Consider the following 17,268-nt stretch of genomic DNA (forward strand, 5'->3'; position numbering starts at 1 on the left):
TTGTCAAAGGAGTGGTCGGATAGGGAGTGCGCGGCCGGGCCGTACGCGTCACCCATCGGAAAGACATCACCATGCGTAGTCACCGGACTGTGGTCCCATTCCTGAGCCATGTGTCTTGATACCCGCCTCCGGGAAGGACCCGGGCCCACGGGAGACGTGCCGCAGCCCCCGCGGCCTGTCGGCTGCGAGGGCTGCGGGGGCTGCGAGGGCCGCGGGTGACGGGACCCGGGGTCCCGAGTGACGGACGGGGGGTTCCCGTTCAGGGATACGAGACCACCGTGGAGGGCACCGTGGACGTGCCCGACGTGGGCGCCCCGATGTCGTTGATGACGCGGGCGTACTGGCCCTGGCCGCCGAGCGAGACGACGAGGAGGTGGTGGAACTTCACGCCCGGGGTGTTCGGGGCGGCGAAGCCGTGGTGCTGGACGATCGTCGGGTCGACGTTGTAGTAGCAGTAGCTGCCGAGCCCCCAGCCCTCGTGGGAGGTGACGGAGTCGCCCACCTTGTACGCGGCGTACCCCCTGAGGGAGCCGTTCTGGATGGCGGCCTGGTTCGGGGCGTCGTACGCCTTCTCGTTCTGGAAGAAGATGGTGCGGCCCCGCTGGCCGAACCACTGCACGTCGTACTTGTTGAAGTGCTCCACGAACAGACCGGTGGCGAGGACGTCGTCGCCGTTCACGACGACGCCGTAGTCGGCCCGGTTCGTCTCCCAGCCGACGCCGGTGCCGTGGTCGGCACGCCACACCCAGGTGTGGTCGACGATGGTGTGCCGGCTGTTGACCACCATGCTGGTGGTGGCCTTGCCCGCGCCGGCCCCGCCGATGCGGATGAAGACGTCCTGCACGGTGGTGGGATTGGCGGAGTGGTCCCGTGTCGCGCCCCGGGGGCCGACTTCGAGCAGCGTGGCGGAGTTGACCGGCCCGGCGTCGATGAGGAATCCGGCCAGCCGTACACCGTCGACGTCGGCGACCTTGAGCGCGGTGACGCCGTTGTCCGGTATCAGGGTCGCGTAGCCGAGGCCGAGGACGACGGTGCCGGCCCGGTTCACCTGGACGGTCTGGTCGAGGTGGTAGATGCCGGGCGTCAGCAGGAGGTGGAGCCCCTCGGCCAGCGCCTGGTTGAGGGTGGCCGCGGACACGCCGGGCTTGGCGACGTAGAACTGCGACAGCGGCAGCGACGTACCCCTCGGCGTGCCGTTGCCCCAGGTGACACCCCGTGCGTTGGTCCGCTTCTCCGGCAGGAAGACGCGGTACTCGCTGCCGTTCAGGTAGAGGAAGGGCTTCTCGCGCGAGACGGGGGTCGTGTCCAGCGTCGTGTACGGCGGGTTCGGGAAGCTCTGCGCGGGTGCGCCCACGACACCGGAGAACACCATGTTCCACACGGCGTTGGCCCAGCCGCCGACGGAGCTGTCGCGGGTGTACCACTGCTGCTGCGAGTACGGTGCGACCTGGCCGTCGATGCGGCTGTCCGCGATGTAGCCGCCGCTGGCCCAGCCGTAGCCATTGGGGGCCAGGTTGAGACCGCCGCGTACGTGCATGCGCCGGAAGGGCGCCGCCTGCGCCACGGCCCAGCGGTTGGTGCCGTTGACCGGGACCAGCGCCAGGTTCTCCGCCGAGCGCCAGAAGTTCTGGGTGGCGTTGCCGTTGAACCAGCCCGCGTCGACGGTGACGTCCCCGTTGATGGTCGTGTCGTCGGGCGACAGGCCGAGGCCCGCGATGGAGGTGTAGAAGCCGAGCTGGGCGTTGAGGCCGTGGTACGTGCCGGGTTTGAAGAGCAGGGCGAAGCGGCCGGTCCCGAACTGCGCCGACTCCTGCCGCCGGAACACCTCGTCCAGCTTGGCCTGGATACCGGCGGTGGACGGGTCGAAGACGATGACGTTCGGGCCCAGGTCGCCGCCGCCGGGCAGGGCGCGCGGGGTCTTCGGCGCGGTGGGGGCGGCCGACGCGGCCGACGCGGGCGAGGACAGGCCGGACAGGGCCGAACCCGTCGCCGCGGCCGCGGCGGCACCGAGGACGGTGCGGCGTCCGACCGAGGATCGGGAGGTGGGGGGATCCATGGGGGCAGAGGACATGGGCGCGACTCTCCTTGTTCAGGAAACGAACGGTGGGGGGTTGGGGGAGCGCTCTCTCGCCCTCGCATGCTTCATCCGCGTGAAGCGCGCGTCAAGAGTTGCGACCGGAGTCACGGAAGTTGCCGCCCTTCATCCGGCAAGTCCCGCAGGCAGAAGCATGCTTGACGGATTTTCGCCCGACTGACGGGCGATTCCCGGCTCGCCGGAGCGTTCAAGAGGTGGGCGGGAGAAGCCGGCCGTCCCTTGCGCCGGACCCCTTGACACCCGTGCGCCTCCACCTCGACACTCCGTCACGGGAGAGCGCTCTCCCTCCATGGTCCGGCCGCCCTCCCGCCCCCGTCCGCACCGGAGACCCCCACCCGAAAGACCCCATGAGCTCATCTCCTCCCCCGCGCACCGGGCGCACGCCGTCCACGGGCCGGGCCGTTAGGGTGCGGGCATGCGCAGACAGGCCCCGACCCTGGAGGATGTGGCCCGGGAGGCGGGTGTCTCCCGGGCCACCGTGTCCCGCGTCATCAACGGTGTCCGCAACGTCGACCCCGCCATCCGGGAGACGGTCCGGCAGGCGGTCAGCAGAACGGGTTACGCGCCCAACCAGGCCGCCAGGTCGCTGGTCACCCGGCGCACCGGGACCGTGGCACTCGTGATGTCCGGCGCCGGCGACGTCTCGGACGAGGAACAGGACGCGTTCGCCGCGCGGGCGCTGACGGATCCGTTCTTCGGCCGGGTGGTGAGCGGGGTCGTCCGCCAGCTGCGTCCGCGGTCGATGCATCCGGTGCTCATGTTCGCCGAGACCGCCGAGGCACGGCAGGAGGTCGTCGGGTATCTGCGGCAGGGCAGCGCCGACGGGGCCCTGGTGGTCTCGACGCACGCAGACGATCCGCTGCCCGCGCTGCTGGCCGGTGCGGGACTGCCCGCCGTGCTCTTCGCCCGGCCCTCCCGGCCGGTCGCGCTCAGCCATGTCGACCTCGCCCACCGGGACGGCGGACGTCTCGCGGCCGAGCACCTGCTGGGCCGGGGCTGCAGGCGGATCGTCACCGTGTCCGGGCCGCTGGCCGTGTCCGCGAGCCAGGAGCGGCTGGCCGGGTTCCGCGACACGATGGCCCGCCACGGGCACGCGTACGTCCCGTTCGTCCAGGGCGGCTTCACCGTCGACAGCGGCATGACGGCGATGACGGAGCTGCTCGCCGAACACCCCGAGGCCGACGGGGTGTTCGCGGCCAACGACCTGATGGCCCAGGGAATCTGCCAGGTGCTGCGGGAGCGGGGGCGGCGGGTGCCGCACGACGTCGCGGTCGTCGGGTTCGACGATTCGAGCGTGGCGGTCGCCTGCAGGCCGCCGCTGACCACCGTCCGCCAGCCGGTCGAGGACATGGCGGCGGCGATGGCCCGGCTGCTCGCCGAGCACATCAGGGGGGCGCGCACCGAACCGGCGTCCGTCGTCTTCGATCCCGAGTTGGTGGTCCGGGAATCGGCGTAGGGCCCGGCCGGTGCACGGGGCCCGCCGGTGTCAGTGCCCCGAACCCCGACTGCCGCCCAGCTGGTCGCGGTGGCGCGGATCGCCGAGGAAGGTGTCCGGGTCGAAGACGCGTGCCGTCCTGATCTGTTCCTTCCCGCCGGACAGCCGGAGGAGACGGGTCTCGTGGTCGATGTCCGTCACCGTGTCCGAGGGGATCACGACGTCCTTGGCGAGGAACCGGACACCGGTGCGCACCACCAGGAAGCCCGGTCCCAGGTCGTTCGTGTACTTGCTGACCTTGCCGACACGGCCGTCCTCGGCCTCGACCCGGTAGCCGGTCAGGTCGTCGTCCGGGGTGTGGCCGGCGGTCGGCACCCGGTCGGTCAGGTGGTCGCCCATCATGTCTTCCCTCTCATGGTCCTTCTGGTGTTCCCTCTGGTGCTCTCTCTCGTGTTCCTGATCAGGCGTGTGCCCACTGGGGCGGATGGCAGACCTGAAGCGGGCGACCGGGCGTACGCTGTGCGCGGTACGGGCACGACCAGGGGGAGTTCTTGAAGGCTGAGACAGTTCATCAGGTGTGGGATTCGGTCCTCGACTCGGTGGTGGTCCACGCACAAGGCGCGCTGTGCAGGCGCGTCGCGCGTGGCAGCGTTCCGCCGGACGGCAGGGTCCGGGTCACCGGGCTGCCCCGGACGGCGGGCCCCGGCTCCCTGCTGGTCCGTGTCGTCGGCGCCGGCGGGGTGCGGGTCGTCGAGGCCCGGGTCGAGGTCGACGCACAGCCGGACGCCCCCGGCGCGCCGCACGGGTTGCGGCGCGAGGTGGAGCGGCTGCGCGAGGAGTGCGCGGCGGCGCGGGCACGGCGGGACCGGCACCTGGGTCTCGTCGAAGAGGTCCGGGGGCTCCGTCCGGCCCCGCCCGCCCGCAGGCGCGAGGACCCGCCCCGCCGCACCCCGGTCGAGGCGTGGCTGGAGCTGGCCGACTTCGTGGACGCGCGGCTGCGCGACCTGCACACCCGCCTCGGCGAGCTGGAGGAGGCGCTGCTCCGTGCCGAGCACGACCTCGCGGTCGCGGCGGACGCCCTGGCCCACGCCTCCACCGACGCGCCGTCGGCGCACGTGGCGACCACGGTCTCGGCGGCGGTGACCCTCGACGGCACGGGCGAGGCGGAACTGGAGCTGGAGTACGAGGTGCCCGGCGCCGTCTGGTCCCCGGCATACCGTCTCCATTACCGCCAGGGCGACGGCGGCGGCCGTCTGGTGCTGCGCGCCTCGGTGGCCCAGCGCACCGGGGAGGACTGGAACGGCGTGCGTATCGCCCTGGCCACCGCCGACCTCCACCGCCGCACCGATCTGCCCGCGCTCCGTTCGCTGCGGATCGGACGCCGGCAGTCCGACCCCGCGCCCTCCGGCTGGCGGGAGCCCCCCACGGGGCTCGCCGACCTGTTCACCGGGTACGACGCCGCGGCGCCCCGCCCCGTTGCGGCGGTCGCGCACGAAGCGGTCGCGGGGGCGCCCGCGGCCGTCGGGGCCGCCCCCGGGTCGTTCGCCGGGTCCGCCTTCGCGCCCGGTCCCGTTCCCCCGACACCGGTGCCGGTACCTCAGGCTTACGGCACCGCGGCTCCCCCGCCTCCGGTGCCCGGCCGTGCCGGCGCGTCCGCTCCCCCGGTCCGCGGTGGCCCGGGGGCCGGTCCCGCGCAGCCGGCGCGCTCCCGGAAAGGCCGTCCGTCCCATGGCGGCGCTCCCGCCGGTGGCCCCTTCGAGACCTCCGTCCCCCTGCCGCCCCCGGCTTCCTTTCCGCCCCCGGCTCCCCTGCCGCCCTCGGCTCCCGGCGGCGTGATGCCCGCCGCGGCGATGCCGCCCGCCCCCGCGTCACCCGCCCCCATGTCTCCCGCCCCGGTGCCGGCCGTGCCCGGGTCGGCCGTCCCGCAGGCCGGTCCGCCGCGTCCCGGCGTCGCCGAACTCGACTACGTCGCCCTCGTCCTGGCGGGCCCCGACGAGGAGGCCGGCCGCAGGGGCCGGCTCTTCCCCGACGCGTCCTTCGACCCGGTGGCGGCCGAGCACCGCCGCCGCGCCGAGGCGGTGGCGTCCCTGCCGCTGCCCGGCCACGCCGTACGGCCCCGGGAGTCGGCGGGCTCCTTCGACCACCGCTTCGACGCGGCGGCCCGCACCGACATCCCCTCGGACGGCACCTGGCACACGGTCACCGTCACCGGGATCCCGGTCGCGCTGCGGACCGAGTACCTCTGCGTGCCGTCCGTGGACGAGACCGTCCACGCGACGCTGGTGCTCACCAACGCCACCGGACAGGCGTGGCTGGCCGGTCCCGTGGAGGTCACCCTCGACGACGACTTCCTCCTGACCACCGCGCTGCCGACGCTCGCCCCCGGCGGGACGCGCCGGGTGGGGCTCGGGCCGGCCGAGGCCGTCCGGGTCACCCGCCGTACGGAGCTGCGCGAGTCGTCCGCGGGACTGCGCAACGGCACCACCGTGCTCGACCACCGCGTCCACGTGGAGCTCTCCAACCGGCTGGCCCGGCCCGTCGGCGTCGAGGTCCGCGAACGGGTACCGGTCACTTCCGATCCGGACGTGCGGATCGACGAGCGGGCGGACTGGACGGTCCCCGAGGAGGGGGCGGGACCCGACCGCCTGGCCCCCGGCACCCGCGTCTGGCGGGTGGACCTGCCGCCCGGGGGATCCGCCCGGCTCGACGGCGGCTACGAGATACGCATCCCGGCCGGCAAGGCACTGGTCGACGGAAACCGCAGGAGCTGACATCCCCATGTCCACGGACACCGAGCCGATCGCCCTGCCCGTCACCGCCGTCACGTGCCTGGAGGACCGCGCCCACGTCGAACGCACCGCCGTGCTCGACCTGGAGGCCGGGGTCCAGCGGCTGCGGCTCGGTCCGGTCAGCGCGCTGGCCGTCGACCGCTCCCTCCACGCCGAACCGGCCGACGGGCGCTCCGCGACGGTCCTCGACGCGCGGATCGTACGCACCTGGACGCCGCGCGGACCCCTGCCGTCCCCCGACGACGACTCGGCGCTGCGCCGGCGGGTGCACCTCCTGGAGGAGGAACAGCTCACCCTGGGCCGGGCGCGTGACCGGCTGCACACCCGCCTCGACCTGCTCGGGCGCCTGGCCGCCGACCTGCTGCGGGAGATCGGGGAGAGCGCGGGCTCCGGTACGGTCGACGGGCCCCGCTGGACCGGGGAACTGGACCGGGTGGACGCCGAGCGGGACACGTACGGCGAGCAACTCCGCTCCGCGGAGAGCCGGTCGGCGGAGCTCGCCGCCGAACTGGACGAGACGCGGCGCGCCCTGTGGCTCGCCGGGACGGAACCCGCCGAGCTGGTCGGGCACGTCGAGCTGACCGTGGAGGCCGCGACCGCCGGACCCGTCGGGCTGCGCGTGAGCCACCTCCTGCCGTGCGCACTGTGGCGGCCCGCCTACCGGGCCGTGCTCGACGGCGGCTCCCTGACGCTGGAGACGGACGCGATGGTCTGGCAGCGCACCGGGGAGGACTGGTCGGACGTACGCCTGACGTTCTCGACGGCACGGTCCGCGCTCGCCACCGATCCACCGCACCTGGACGAGGACAGACTGACCCTGCGGGACCGCTCCGCGGCCGAGCGCCGCACGGTCGACGTGGAGGTGCGGGAGGAGGAGATCGGGGACCTCGGTCCGGCTCCGGTGCTCGGCCTGCCGGGCGTGGACGACGACGGCGAGACCCGGGTGTTCCGCTCCCCCGCACCGGTCTCCGTCCCCGGCGACGGCCGCGCCCACCGGGTCCCGCTCTCCTCCTTCACCACGGCGGCCGCCGACGAGTACGCCTGCGCACCCGAACTCTCCCCCCTGGTGACCCGGGTCGCGCGGTTCGACAACCGGTCCGGCCACGCGCTGCTCGCGGGCCCCGTGGACCTGGTCCGCGGCAGCGGCTTCATCGGCCGCGGCACCCTGCCGTTCACCGCGCCCGGCGCACCCGCCGAGCTCGCCTTCGGCAGCTCGGACGACTGCCGGGTGGTCCGGCACACCGAGGAGTCCCGCACCTCCGCGGGAATGGACCGGCGCACCGTGGTCACCCGCACCGTGCGGCTGCACCTGTCCCGGTTCTCCGCGCCCGGGGAGCACGGCGCGCGGGTCGTGGTCCTGCGGGAACGCGTCCCCGTCTCCGAGGTCTCGGCGGTCGAGGTCCGCCTGCGCACGGAAGCCTGCTCCCCCGTGCCCGACGCCGTCGACGGCGAGGGCATCGTCCGCTGGGACGTCCCCCTCCCGCCCGGCGGCCGCCGCACGGTGACCCTGGTCTACGAGATGTCGGCGGGCAGCAAGGTCACCGGGATCTGAGCGGGACCGCACCGGGGCGGCCGACAGAGGGCTCCGTCGAGGCATTCGAACGGGAACGCCGGGAACACGTACGCCATGACGAAGCCCACTGACGAAACGCACACGCCCCACGCAGCCGAATCGCAGCCGAGCGTCCGGCCGGGTTCCGACGAGCCGCAGACGATCACGGCGCCGACACCGCCCGTCGCATGGGACAGTGAGGCCCCCGACCGGGCCGACGTGACCGACGAGACCGACGAGGGGGACGGATCGGAGGAATCCCGCACCCACGACGGACCGGGGACGACGTCCCGGAACCACTGAACTACCGCCGGGCGCGCCGGGAACGGCGGCGCGCGGTGAAGAACCGGGCCGGGACTCCCCACGGAGTCCCGGCCCGGTTTCGTCGCGCTCTTCCCCTGTCACCGCCCGCCGGCGGACCGCGGCATGTGGCACAGATCACGGGGAACACGTCCTGGCACAAGCACTGCACGCACCGCAAGCACTGCACGCACCGCAAGCACTCGTCACGGCGAACAGAGAGCGAGGACCTCCTGATGACACTCCACGGTCAAGCGGCGCACCCCCACCACCCCGGCTCCTACGAGCCCGCGCCCCGGACGGGCAACGGCATGGCGGTCGCGGCACTGGTGCTCGGTATCGCGGCCTGCGTGTTCTTCTGGACCGTCCTCGGCGGCATCGTCCTGGGCCTGGTGGGCCTGGTGCTGGGTGTCGTCGCCGCCCGGCGCGCCCGCGGCGGACGGGCGCCGCACCGGGGCATGGCCATTACGGGCGCGGTGCTCAGCGCCCTGGCCCTCGTCGTCTCGTCCGTGATCGTCGCGATCGGCGTCTCCTTCTTCAGCTCCGACTCGTTCAAGGACTACAACGACTGCATCCAGCACGCCGACGGCAAGTCCGACCGCGACCAGTGCGCCAAGGACTTCGAACGCGACGTCGACGGCGGCAACTGACCCTCCCGGTCCGGGCCGTGCGGACCACGGCCCGCCCGGTCAGCGGTCGCCGGCCGGCCCCTCCGCGGTCAGACCGTGGACGGTGGTCAGCTCGGCGAGGCCGGACACCGTCAGGATCGGCCCCAGCAGGGGCGTGGCGACGAGCTCGATACGGTCGGCGTGCGCGAACAGGACACTCAGCCCGGCGCTGTCGAGGTACTCCACCGCGGTCAGGTCGACGACGAGGGACCCCTCGGTCCCGTCCAGGGCCTCGGCCAGGGCGCCGGTGTTCGTCATGTCGATCTCACCGACGACCGTCAGCAGCGGACTGCCGTCCGGTTGGTGACCGGGGATCAGGGTGAGCGGGGTGGTCATCAGGCGATCCTCGTGTGCATGTCGACGATGGTGCCGGTGGTACCGGCCGTGATGGTGACCCGCTGCATCAGCGCGTGCATGAGACCGACTCCGCGGCCCCGGTGGGTGTTGAGATGGGGCTGGGGCTGCTTCCAGCGGCCACTGTCGGCGATGGTCAGGTGCAGCGCGCCGGCATGGGCCTCGGCACGCAGGCGCACGGTCTCGCCCGGGGCGTCGCGGTGCCCGTGCTCGACCGCGTTGGCACATGCCTCCCCGGCGGCGACCAGCACGCTCTGCACCATGTGCGGCGGCAGTTCGCACTGACCCAGCCAGCTGCGCAGCGCCTTGCGGACCGGCGCCAGCTGGGAGGACTCGGCGGGGAAGCTCATCTCCAGCGGCGCCGGGTGGCGGTACAGCAGCAGGGCGACGTCGTCGTCGTAGCCGTTCGCGGGGGCGAGCCGCGTCATCACCTGGGTGGCGAGGTCGTCGACGGCGGCCTCGCGGCCGTCCTGGACGGCCTCGCTGGCCTGGTCGATGCCGGCGGTCAGGGGACGGCTGCGGCGCTCGACGAGGCCGTCGGTGTACAGCAGGAGGGTGGCGCGTGCCGGGACGGTGCAGCCGGCCTCGGGACGGTGCCGTCCGGGACGGACGGCCAGCGGGATGGAACGCCCCTCTTCGAGCAGGGTGGTGGTGCCGTCCGGATGGGTGAGGATGCCCGGCGGGTGGCCCGCGCTGGAGTAGGTCAGTTCGCCGGTCCCGGGGTCCAGCACGCCGCAGAAGACGGTGGTGCACAGCGCGCCGGGGATGCCCGCCGCGAAGTGGTCCAGGGCCATGAGCGTCCTGGCGGGACTGGCGTCCTGCAGGAGCAGGGCCCGGCAGGCGCTGCGCAGCTGCCCCATGACGGTCGCCGCCTGGAGGCCGTGTCCGACGCAGTCGCCGACGACGATGCCGATGCGGCCGTCGGGCAGGGCGACGGTGTCGTACCAGTCCCCGCCGACCTCCAGCGGGCGGGTGGCGGGCTCGTAGCGCACGGCGAACCCCTCCGGCAGGTGGGAGGGGCCGAGGATGGCCCGCTGCAGGGCGATGGCGGTCTCGCGCTGCTGGTCGATCTGGTGGGCGCGGGCCAGGGCCTGGGCGAGCTGTCCGGCCATCAGGGACAGCAGGAGCTGGTCCTCGTCGGTGAAGGGACGGTTCTCGCCGAGGGTGACGTGCAGCACCATGGGGCCCTCGGGGTGGTTCACGGTGATGCCTGCGCCCTTGGCGTCCGAGACGGCCGTGAGAGGGGGCTGCTCCAGCCAGCCGGTGAACTCCTCCCGCCGCTCGGCGGACAGCATCTCCCAGGTCAGGTCGGGGTCGGTGGACGTGACCTCCGGTTCCTGGCCCTGTCCGCGTACCACGGCCAGGACCCGCCGGGCGCTCCACAGGTCCTTCAGCTCGGCCAGGGCGCCCGTCAGCGCCTCGGGCAGACTGGCCGCCCGGCTCACGCGCATGCCGAGGGCGGCCTGCGCGCTCTCCCGCTGGATGGCGTAGTGCTCGGCGGTGACGTCGCGGAAGGTGCCGACGATGACCTGGCTGCCGGTGTCGGGGTCCTGGGCCTCGCTGAACATGGCGGTCACCCACACCCGGTGCCCGTCCTGGTGGGTGACCGGGATGCTGTAGGAGCCCTTGGCGTCGCCCACGAGCTGCGAGAAGGCGGCGGCGACCTGGTCGTGGGCCGCGGCGTCGGTCTCGGCGTCCGGCCACCAGGGGTGGATCGGCTGGTACGGCAGTCCTTCGGGCCCGTAGCCGAGGATGTCGGTGAAGGCGGCGTTGATCTCGATGACGGCGCCGTTCTCGTCGCACACGAAGAACGCCTCCTGCAACGAGTCCACCAGCGCGGCCCGCCAGCGGGCCTGGTGGTTGCGCAGCCGCGCCAGTTCCATGTTGGCCCGGACCCTGGCCAGGAGTTCGGCGGCGGCGAACGGCTTGACCAGGTAGTCGTCGGCGCCGGCCTGCAGCCCCTCGATCGATGCCTCCTGCCCGGCCCGGGCGGACAGCAGCAGCGCGGGCACGGAGGCCGTACGCGGGTCCTCGCGCAACTCCGCCACCAGGGACAGGCCGTCCAGCTCGGGCATCATGACGTCGCTGATCACGAGGTCGGGAGCCTGGGCGCGGACGGCTTCCAGGGCCTGCGCACCGTCCTCGACGGTGTCGACCCGGTATCCGGCGCCGGTCAGGATGCGGGTGAGGTAGTCACGCATGTCCGCGTTGTCGTCCGCCACCAGGACCCGCGCCGTCACGGCCGGTCCGGTGGCACGGTCCGGTGACGTGTCCGCGCCGGTGGGCGGCACGGGGGGCACGCCGCCTCCGGCGCCGGTGCCGTCCTCGTCGGGGAGCCAGCGCAGGGCTTCCTGCACGTAGGGGTCCGCCGAGGACACCGTGCGGGTGTCCCTGGCCGGTGCCACGGAGGCGGTGGGCAGATGCGCCGTGCCGAAGGGCAGGCGGATGGTGAAGCGCGTGCCCTCGCCCTCGGTGCTGTCGGCGGTGATGGTGCCGCCGTGCAGGCCGATGAGCTCCTTCACCAGGGCCAGGCCGATGCCGCTGCCCTCGTTGGAGCGGGAGCGGGCGTTCTCGATGCGGTGGAACCGCTCGAAGAGGCGGGGCACCTCGTCGGCCGCGACCCCGATGCCGGTGTCGGCGATCGTCACCACCGCGTGGGAACCCTCCGTGCGCACGGCGATCCGGATGGAGCCGTCGAAGGTGAACTTCAGCGCGTTGCTCACCAGGTTGAGGACCACCTTCTCCCACATGCCGCGGTCCAGGAAGACCGGTTCGTCCAGCGGCGGGCAGTCGACGTCGTAGACGAGGCCGGCCTTCTCCACCGCGGAGCGGAAGACGCTGGCCAGTTCCCCGGTGAGGGCGGGCAGGTCCACCGGCTCGTAGGTGGCCTGCATCCGTCCCGCCTCGATGCGGGAGAAGTCCAGCAGGGTGTTGACCAGCTTGCCGAGTCTGAGGCCGTTGCGGTGGACGACGTCCAGTTCCTCCCGTACCCGGCGGTCGCCGTCCGCGAACCGGGTGCGCAGCTCCTCCAGCGGCCCCATGATCAGCGTCAGAGGGGTGCGGAACTCGTGGCTGATGTTGGAGAAGAACGTCGTCTTGGCCCGGTCCAGCTCGGCCAGCTCCTCCGCCCTGCGCTGCTGCGCCTCGTAGCTGCGGGCGCTCGCGACGCCCGTCGACAGGTGTCCGGCGAGCAGTTCCACGAAGCCGCGGTAGCCGTCGTCCAGGACCCGGAAGGGGTTCAGTCCGGCCACGAGGAATCCGTACGGGGTGTCGCCCTGCCGCAGCAGGGGCGTCACCAGCGCCTGCGTGGGCGGCTTCGCCCAGCTGCCGGCCGGCAGGCCGGAGAACGGCGGGCCGTCCAGCGGCACCAGCAGCGACTCGCCGCCGGCCGCCTCCGCCGCGGGCCAGACGCCTTCCCCGGGCGGCAGGACGGCGGGGGCGGCCGGGTGCCCGGAGGACATTCCGTTGCAGCCCGCCAGCTTCGCGGACCCGTCCGGCTGGAAGAGGTAGGTCAGCGTGAAGGGGAGGTCCTGCGGGTTGCCGCTGAGCTGCTGGTCGGCGAAGGCCAGGATCTCCTGCTCGGTGCGTACCACGCTGGGGTCGGAGCCGAGGTCGCGCAGCGTCGTCATCCGCCGCTCGCCGATGACCCGCTCGGTCTCCTCGCTCACCACGCACAGCATGCCGACCACCGTGCCGTCGTCGTCGCGCAGCGGACTGTAGGAGAAGGTGTGGTAGCTCTCCTCCGTGTAGCCGGACCGTTCCACGAAGAGCAGCAGGGCTTCGTCCCAGGTGGCCTCGCCCGTGGTCATCACGGTGTCGATCCGGGGTCCGATGTCGCCCCAGATCTCCCTCCAGACCTCGCCGGCCGGCCGTCCCAGGGCCCAGGGGTACTTCTGGCCGAGCGTGTCGCGGCGGTAGGCGGCGTTGCAGAAGAACGTCAGCTCCTCGCCCCACGCCATCCACATCGGGAACCGGGACGACAGCAGGATGCTCACCGCCGTCTGCAGGCTCTGCGGCCACCGGTCCGGCGGGCCCAGCGGGGTCGCCGACCAGTCCACCCGCGCGAGGTCCCGCCCGACCTCCGCGTCGGCGGCGAACACACCGGCCCCGGCGCCCGCAGCGCGCTCGTGGTGGCCGGCGTCTTCCGAACGCGCCACTGGACACCCTTCCTTCCCTCGTACCCGACCGCCGGCCGTGATGCCGGCCGGACCTGCGATGGAGGCATACGACGCCCATGACGCACGTTGATCACCCGGGGGCCTGACAGCCGGCTGGAACGACTTCGTAGGATAGGACAGTCGGCCGGGACACCATCGCTCGGGCGGGGCAGTGGACCGGGCAGCGGGGGAACGGAACAGAGATGACGACAACGCCGTCGAAGGCTTCCCCGGCGTTGCCGGTGGACGAGGAGACCCGACGGCTGGCCGCGGTGCACCGCTACCTCGCGCTCGACACCCCGCCGGACGGGACGTTCGACCGGATAGCGTCCCTGGCCGCCCGGATATTCGACGCCCCGATGGCCACGGTGACGATCGTCGGCTCCGACCGGGTCTGGGTCAAGGGCGCCCACGGGCTGCCCGGTCCCCCGCGGACGGGCCGCGTCCCGGGGCTGTGCGCGTCCGCCGTCCTGCAGGACGGGCCCTACGTGGTCACCGACGCGCGGACCGACTCCCGTACCCGGGGCAACCCGCTCGTCGAGGGGGACCCCGGCGTCCGCTTCTACGCGGCGGCTCCCCTCACCACCGCCCACGGCCAGCGCCTGGGCACGGTCGACGTCCTCGACACCCGGCCGCGCCGGCCGACCGGCGCCCAGCTCGACTCGCTGCGGGAGCTGGCCGCCCTCGCCATGGACGCATTCGAGCTGCGGCTGTCCGCCGCGCGCACGATCGCCGCCGAACGCGAGCGGCGGACCGGTGCGGAGCGCCTCGCCCGTGCCCTGCAGCGCACCCTGCTGCCCCCGACCCTTCCCGAGGTGCCCGGTCTGCAGGCGGCGGCCGCGTACCACACGGCCTCGCAGCACGAGGTGGGAGGCGATTTCTACGACCTGTTCCCCCTCGACGACGGCCGGTGGGCCTTCTTCCTCGGCGACGTCTGCGGCAAAGGGGCGGACGCCGCCGCGCTGACCTCCCTGACCCGCTACACCCTGCGCGCCGCCGCCATCTACGATCCCGACCCGTGCGCCGCGCTGGCCAACCTCGACCTCGTCCTCAAGGGCGAGTACCAGGGTGGTGCCCCCCGCTACTGCACGGCGGTCTTCGGCGTGCTCGAACCCCTGCCCGACGGTTCCTTCTCCGTCACCCTGGCCGGCGGCGGCCACCCTCCGGCGCTCGCCCTGCGCGCGGACGGCACCGTACAGCCGATCTCCACCATGGGCGGGCAGCTCATCGGCATGCTGCCCGCCCCCCGGTTCGTCCGGACCACCACCACGCTGTCGGCGGGCGAGAGCCTGCTGCTGTACACGGACGGCCTCACCGAGGCCCGCACCCCCGACGGCGCCATGCTCGGTGAGGACGGCCTCACCCGGTACCTGGCGGCCGCCCATGCCGTCGGCGCCACCGACGATCCGCAGCGAGCTCTGCTGCGCAGCATCGAGACGCTCCTGGACAATCTGGGCGAAGGTGTCAGCGACGACACCGCCCTCATGGCCCTCTCCGTACCCGCACACCCCGAGACCCCACTTCAGGAGAACAGGTGACCGAGCCCGCACACCTGACCGTCACACCGAGCCATGCCACCGAAGGGGTCTTCCTCCTGTCGGTGACGGGCGAACTGGACTACCACACCTCCAGCCTCCTGACGGACGCCGTCAACGAAGCCCCCTTCGCCGACGAGAACGTCATCATCGACCTGTCGGGGCTGACCTACTGCGACTCGACCGGCATCACGGTGCTCATCACCGCGTACAACCGCTCCCGGGCCACCGAGTCGCAGCTCAGTCTCACCGGTGTCAACCCGGACCAGATGCGGGTCTTCGAACTCATCGGACTCGATCAGGTCTTCACCTTCCACAGCACCCCCGAAGAGGCCGTGTCCGCCATGCGGTCCTGACCCGGGACCGGCAGCGGTCGCCGTCGCTCCGGGCGGCGGCCGGTACGAAAGCCGGGGCGGCGGCCCGTGTCCTTGCTCACCCGGGAGGGCTCGGCCGCTCCGTCCTCGTGCCGCCTTCTATAGGCTTGCCCCGTTCTGGGGCTGCCGGGCAACGGTGCTCAGCGCGAGGGGCCGCCGAGGCCGGACGGGTCCGCGGAGCCGGCCTCGCCTCCCACGACCCGACCGCAGTCCTCGAAAGGTCTTCCGCACCATGCCCCTGGCCCTGCTGGCCCTGGCCGTCGTCGCGTTCGGCATCGGCACCACCGAGTTCGCCACCATGGGGCTGCTGCCCCAGATCGCCGACGGGGTCGGTGTGTCCGTGCCGCACGCCGGCAACCTGGTCTCCGCCTACGCGCTGGGGGTCGTCATCGGCGCCCCCGTCCTGACGGGCGTCGGCGCGCGCATGTCCCACAAGCCGCTGCTGCTGCTCCTGACCGGGCTGTTCGTGGTCGGCAACGTCGCGTCCGCGCTCGCCCCCGACTACGGTCTGCTCTTCGCCGCACGCTTCCTGGCGGGCCTGCCGCACGGAGCGCTGTTCGGTGTGGGCGCGGTCGTCGCCTCGCGGCTGGTCGCTCCCGAACGGGCGGCACGCGCCGTCTCGAAGATGTTCCTCGGACTGACCGTCGCGAACATCGTCGGCGTACCGGCCGGCACGGCCCTGGGCCAGCAGTTCGGCTGGCGCTCCGCCTACTGGGCGGTCGCCGTCATCGGGCTCCTCGCGCTCGTCTCGCTGGCCCTCTTCGTCCCGCACCAGCCGCGCGGGCAGCAGTCCGGCGTCCGGCACGAGCTGCGGGCGATGGGCAACAGGCAGGTCGTGATCGGCCTGGCCACGGCCGTCGTCGGGTTCGGCGGGTTCTTCGCCGTCTACAGCTACCTGGTGCCCATGATGACGCACCTGACGGGCTTCTCCGACTCCTCGACCACGCTGGTCCTCGCGCTCTACGGCGTCGGCATGACCGCCGGCACACTGATCGCGGGCCCGCTCACCGACCGCGCCCTGCGGCCGACGCTGTACGGAGGGCTCACCCTCCTCGCCGTGGCGCTGGCGACGTTCTACTTCACCGTCCACAGCACCGTGCCCGCCCTGGTCACGATCACTTTCATCGGGGCGATGGGCTCCCTCATCACCACGCCCGTCCAGATGCTCCTCATGGCCAAGGCAAGGAACGCCCCGACCATGGCGGCGGCCTCCAACCACTCGGCCTTCAACCTGGCCAACGCCGGCGGCGCCTGGCTCGGCGGGCTGGTCATCTCGGCGGGCTGGGGCTGGGCCGCGCCCAACCTGGTCGGCGCGGCCCTCGCCGTGGCGGGCCTCGGCCTCGCCTTCGCGGGAGGTCTCCTGGACCGGGACCGCACCCCCTCCGAGACGGTCGCCTCGTCCGCGGGAGCGGTCCCGGCGACCGCCGAGGACGGTACGGTTCCCCAGCGCACGTAGCCGTCGGGGCCGGTCCGGGCGCGGCGGGCGACTCACTCCCAGGTGCGCGCGGTCGCCGCGAAGAGTTCCGGGTCGCTGTGGACGGGGATGACGCACACCAGGTGTCCGCCCGGTGCCTTCAGCACATGGCACTGGAGCCACTGGGAGACCTCCGTGGCACCGAGCCGCACCAGGCGGTCGACCTCGGCGTCGACGTCGTCGGTCTCGATGTCGATGTGCACGCGCGGCGCGTCGTCGACCGACTGGACCGCCACGGCCAGTCCGTCCACCGCGCCGGCCAACGACGTGAACTGGGGCTCCGCCGGGTCGACCCGGGCGGGCACGCCCAGGGCTTGTGACCAGAAGCGTGCCGCCTGCGGGGCATCCCTGTCAGGAGCGTCCACGATCAGTGCGTACATTCTCGACCGGTGCATGGTCATCAGGGTAGTGATCCCGCCGGGTGCCCGTCCCCGGTGTGCGAAATCGCCGCCGGGGCGGGCGCGTCAGTGGGTGGTTCCCACCGCGCCCGGAGCCAGCACCGTCCCGGGCAGGCGGCTCCGCGGCCGAGCGGGCC

Annotated in this window: 13 protein-coding genes; 8 read left to right on the forward strand and 5 right to left on the reverse strand. The window is 73.1% G+C overall.

Features of this window, described 5'->3' with window-relative positions; all coding sequences use genetic code 11:
- Positions 1–259: 259 nt before the first annotated feature.
- Positions 260–2,071: a coagulation factor 5/8 type domain-containing protein gene (locus KM933_RS07860; protein WP_221349575.1), complete on the reverse strand. Its 1,812-nt coding sequence runs from the start codon at positions 2,069–2,071 to the stop codon at positions 260–262.
- A 439-nt stretch (positions 2,072–2,510) separates the two neighbouring features.
- Between KM933_RS07860 and KM933_RS07865 the strand changes: the two genes are divergently transcribed.
- Entirely contained in the window at positions 2,511–3,551 is a 1,041-nt protein-coding gene (locus KM933_RS07865; protein WP_221349577.1) for a LacI family DNA-binding transcriptional regulator, read from the forward strand.
- A 30-nt stretch (positions 3,552–3,581) separates the two neighbouring features.
- On the opposite strand, the gene KM933_RS07870 is transcribed toward KM933_RS07865, so the two are convergent.
- On the reverse strand, positions 3,582–3,932 hold the full coding sequence (locus KM933_RS07870; RefSeq protein ID WP_260333210.1) for a PRC-barrel domain containing protein: 351 nt from the start codon (positions 3,930–3,932) through the stop codon (positions 3,582–3,584).
- Positions 3,933–4,105: 173 nt separating this feature from the next.
- Between KM933_RS07870 and KM933_RS07875 the strand changes: the two genes are divergently transcribed.
- From KM933_RS07875 to KM933_RS07890, 4 genes are all read left to right on the forward strand, one after another.
- On the forward strand, positions 4,106–6,301 hold the full coding sequence (locus KM933_RS07875; protein WP_308013301.1) for a DUF4139 domain-containing protein: 2,196 nt from the start codon (positions 4,106–4,108) through the stop codon (positions 6,299–6,301).
- A 7-nt stretch (positions 6,302–6,308) separates the two neighbouring features.
- Entirely contained in the window at positions 6,309–7,871 is a 1,563-nt protein-coding gene (locus KM933_RS07880) for a DUF4139 domain-containing protein (RefSeq protein WP_221349579.1), read from the forward strand.
- A gap of 75 nt (positions 7,872–7,946) precedes the next feature.
- Positions 7,947–8,174, forward strand: a complete 228-nt coding sequence (locus tag KM933_RS07885) for a hypothetical protein (RefSeq protein ID WP_221349581.1) — start codon at positions 7,947–7,949, stop codon at positions 8,172–8,174.
- 233 nt (positions 8,175–8,407) lie between these two features.
- Entirely contained in the window at positions 8,408–8,821 is a 414-nt protein-coding gene (locus KM933_RS07890) for a DUF4190 domain-containing protein (protein ID WP_221349583.1), read from the forward strand.
- Positions 8,822–8,860: 39 nt separating this feature from the next.
- Here KM933_RS07890 and KM933_RS07895 read toward each other — a convergent pair whose 3' ends face one another.
- Positions 8,861–9,175: an STAS domain-containing protein gene (locus KM933_RS07895; RefSeq protein WP_221349585.1), complete on the reverse strand. Its 315-nt coding sequence runs from the start codon at positions 9,173–9,175 to the stop codon at positions 8,861–8,863.
- Positions 9,175–13,350, reverse strand: coding sequence for a SpoIIE family protein phosphatase (locus tag KM933_RS07900; protein ID WP_221349587.1), 4,176 nt, complete (start codon positions 13,348–13,350; stop codon positions 9,175–9,177). The genes KM933_RS07895 and KM933_RS07900 overlap by 1 nt, the downstream gene beginning before the upstream one ends.
- Positions 13,351–13,553: 203 nt before the next feature.
- On the opposite strand from KM933_RS07900, the gene KM933_RS07905 reads away from it, so the two are divergent.
- The 3 genes from KM933_RS07905 (at position 13,554) to KM933_RS07915 (ending at position 16,715) form a co-directional block, all read left to right on the forward strand.
- The gene (locus tag KM933_RS07905; protein WP_221349589.1) at positions 13,554–14,888 is read left to right on the forward strand and encodes a PP2C family protein-serine/threonine phosphatase; all 1,335 of its coding nucleotides are present in this window, start codon (positions 13,554–13,556) and stop codon (positions 14,886–14,888) included.
- Positions 14,885–15,241 carry an STAS domain-containing protein gene (locus tag KM933_RS07910; RefSeq protein ID WP_221349591.1) on the forward strand — a complete coding sequence of 119 codons (357 nt, stop codon included), beginning with the start codon at positions 14,885–14,887 and terminating at the stop codon, positions 15,239–15,241. Before KM933_RS07905 ends, KM933_RS07910 begins: the two co-directional genes overlap by 4 nt.
- A 250-nt stretch (positions 15,242–15,491) precedes the next feature.
- Positions 15,492–16,715 (forward strand): MFS transporter, encoded by a 1,224-nt coding sequence (locus KM933_RS07915; RefSeq protein WP_221349593.1) that lies wholly within the window; start codon positions 15,492–15,494, stop codon positions 16,713–16,715.
- Positions 16,716–16,747: 32 nt separating this feature from the next.
- Here the strand turns inward: KM933_RS07915 and KM933_RS07920 are convergent, their stop codons facing one another.
- Complete coding sequence (locus KM933_RS07920; protein ID WP_221349595.1) at positions 16,748–17,128, reverse strand: VOC family protein; 381 nt, start codon at positions 17,126–17,128, stop codon at positions 16,748–16,750.
- Between the last annotated feature and the right edge of the window lie 140 nt (positions 17,129–17,268).

It is taken from the genome of Streptomyces beigongshangae (assembly GCF_019710745.1).
In the GTDB taxonomy this organism is placed as follows: Bacteria; Actinomycetota; Actinomycetes; order Streptomycetales; family Streptomycetaceae; genus Streptomyces; species Streptomyces beigongshangae.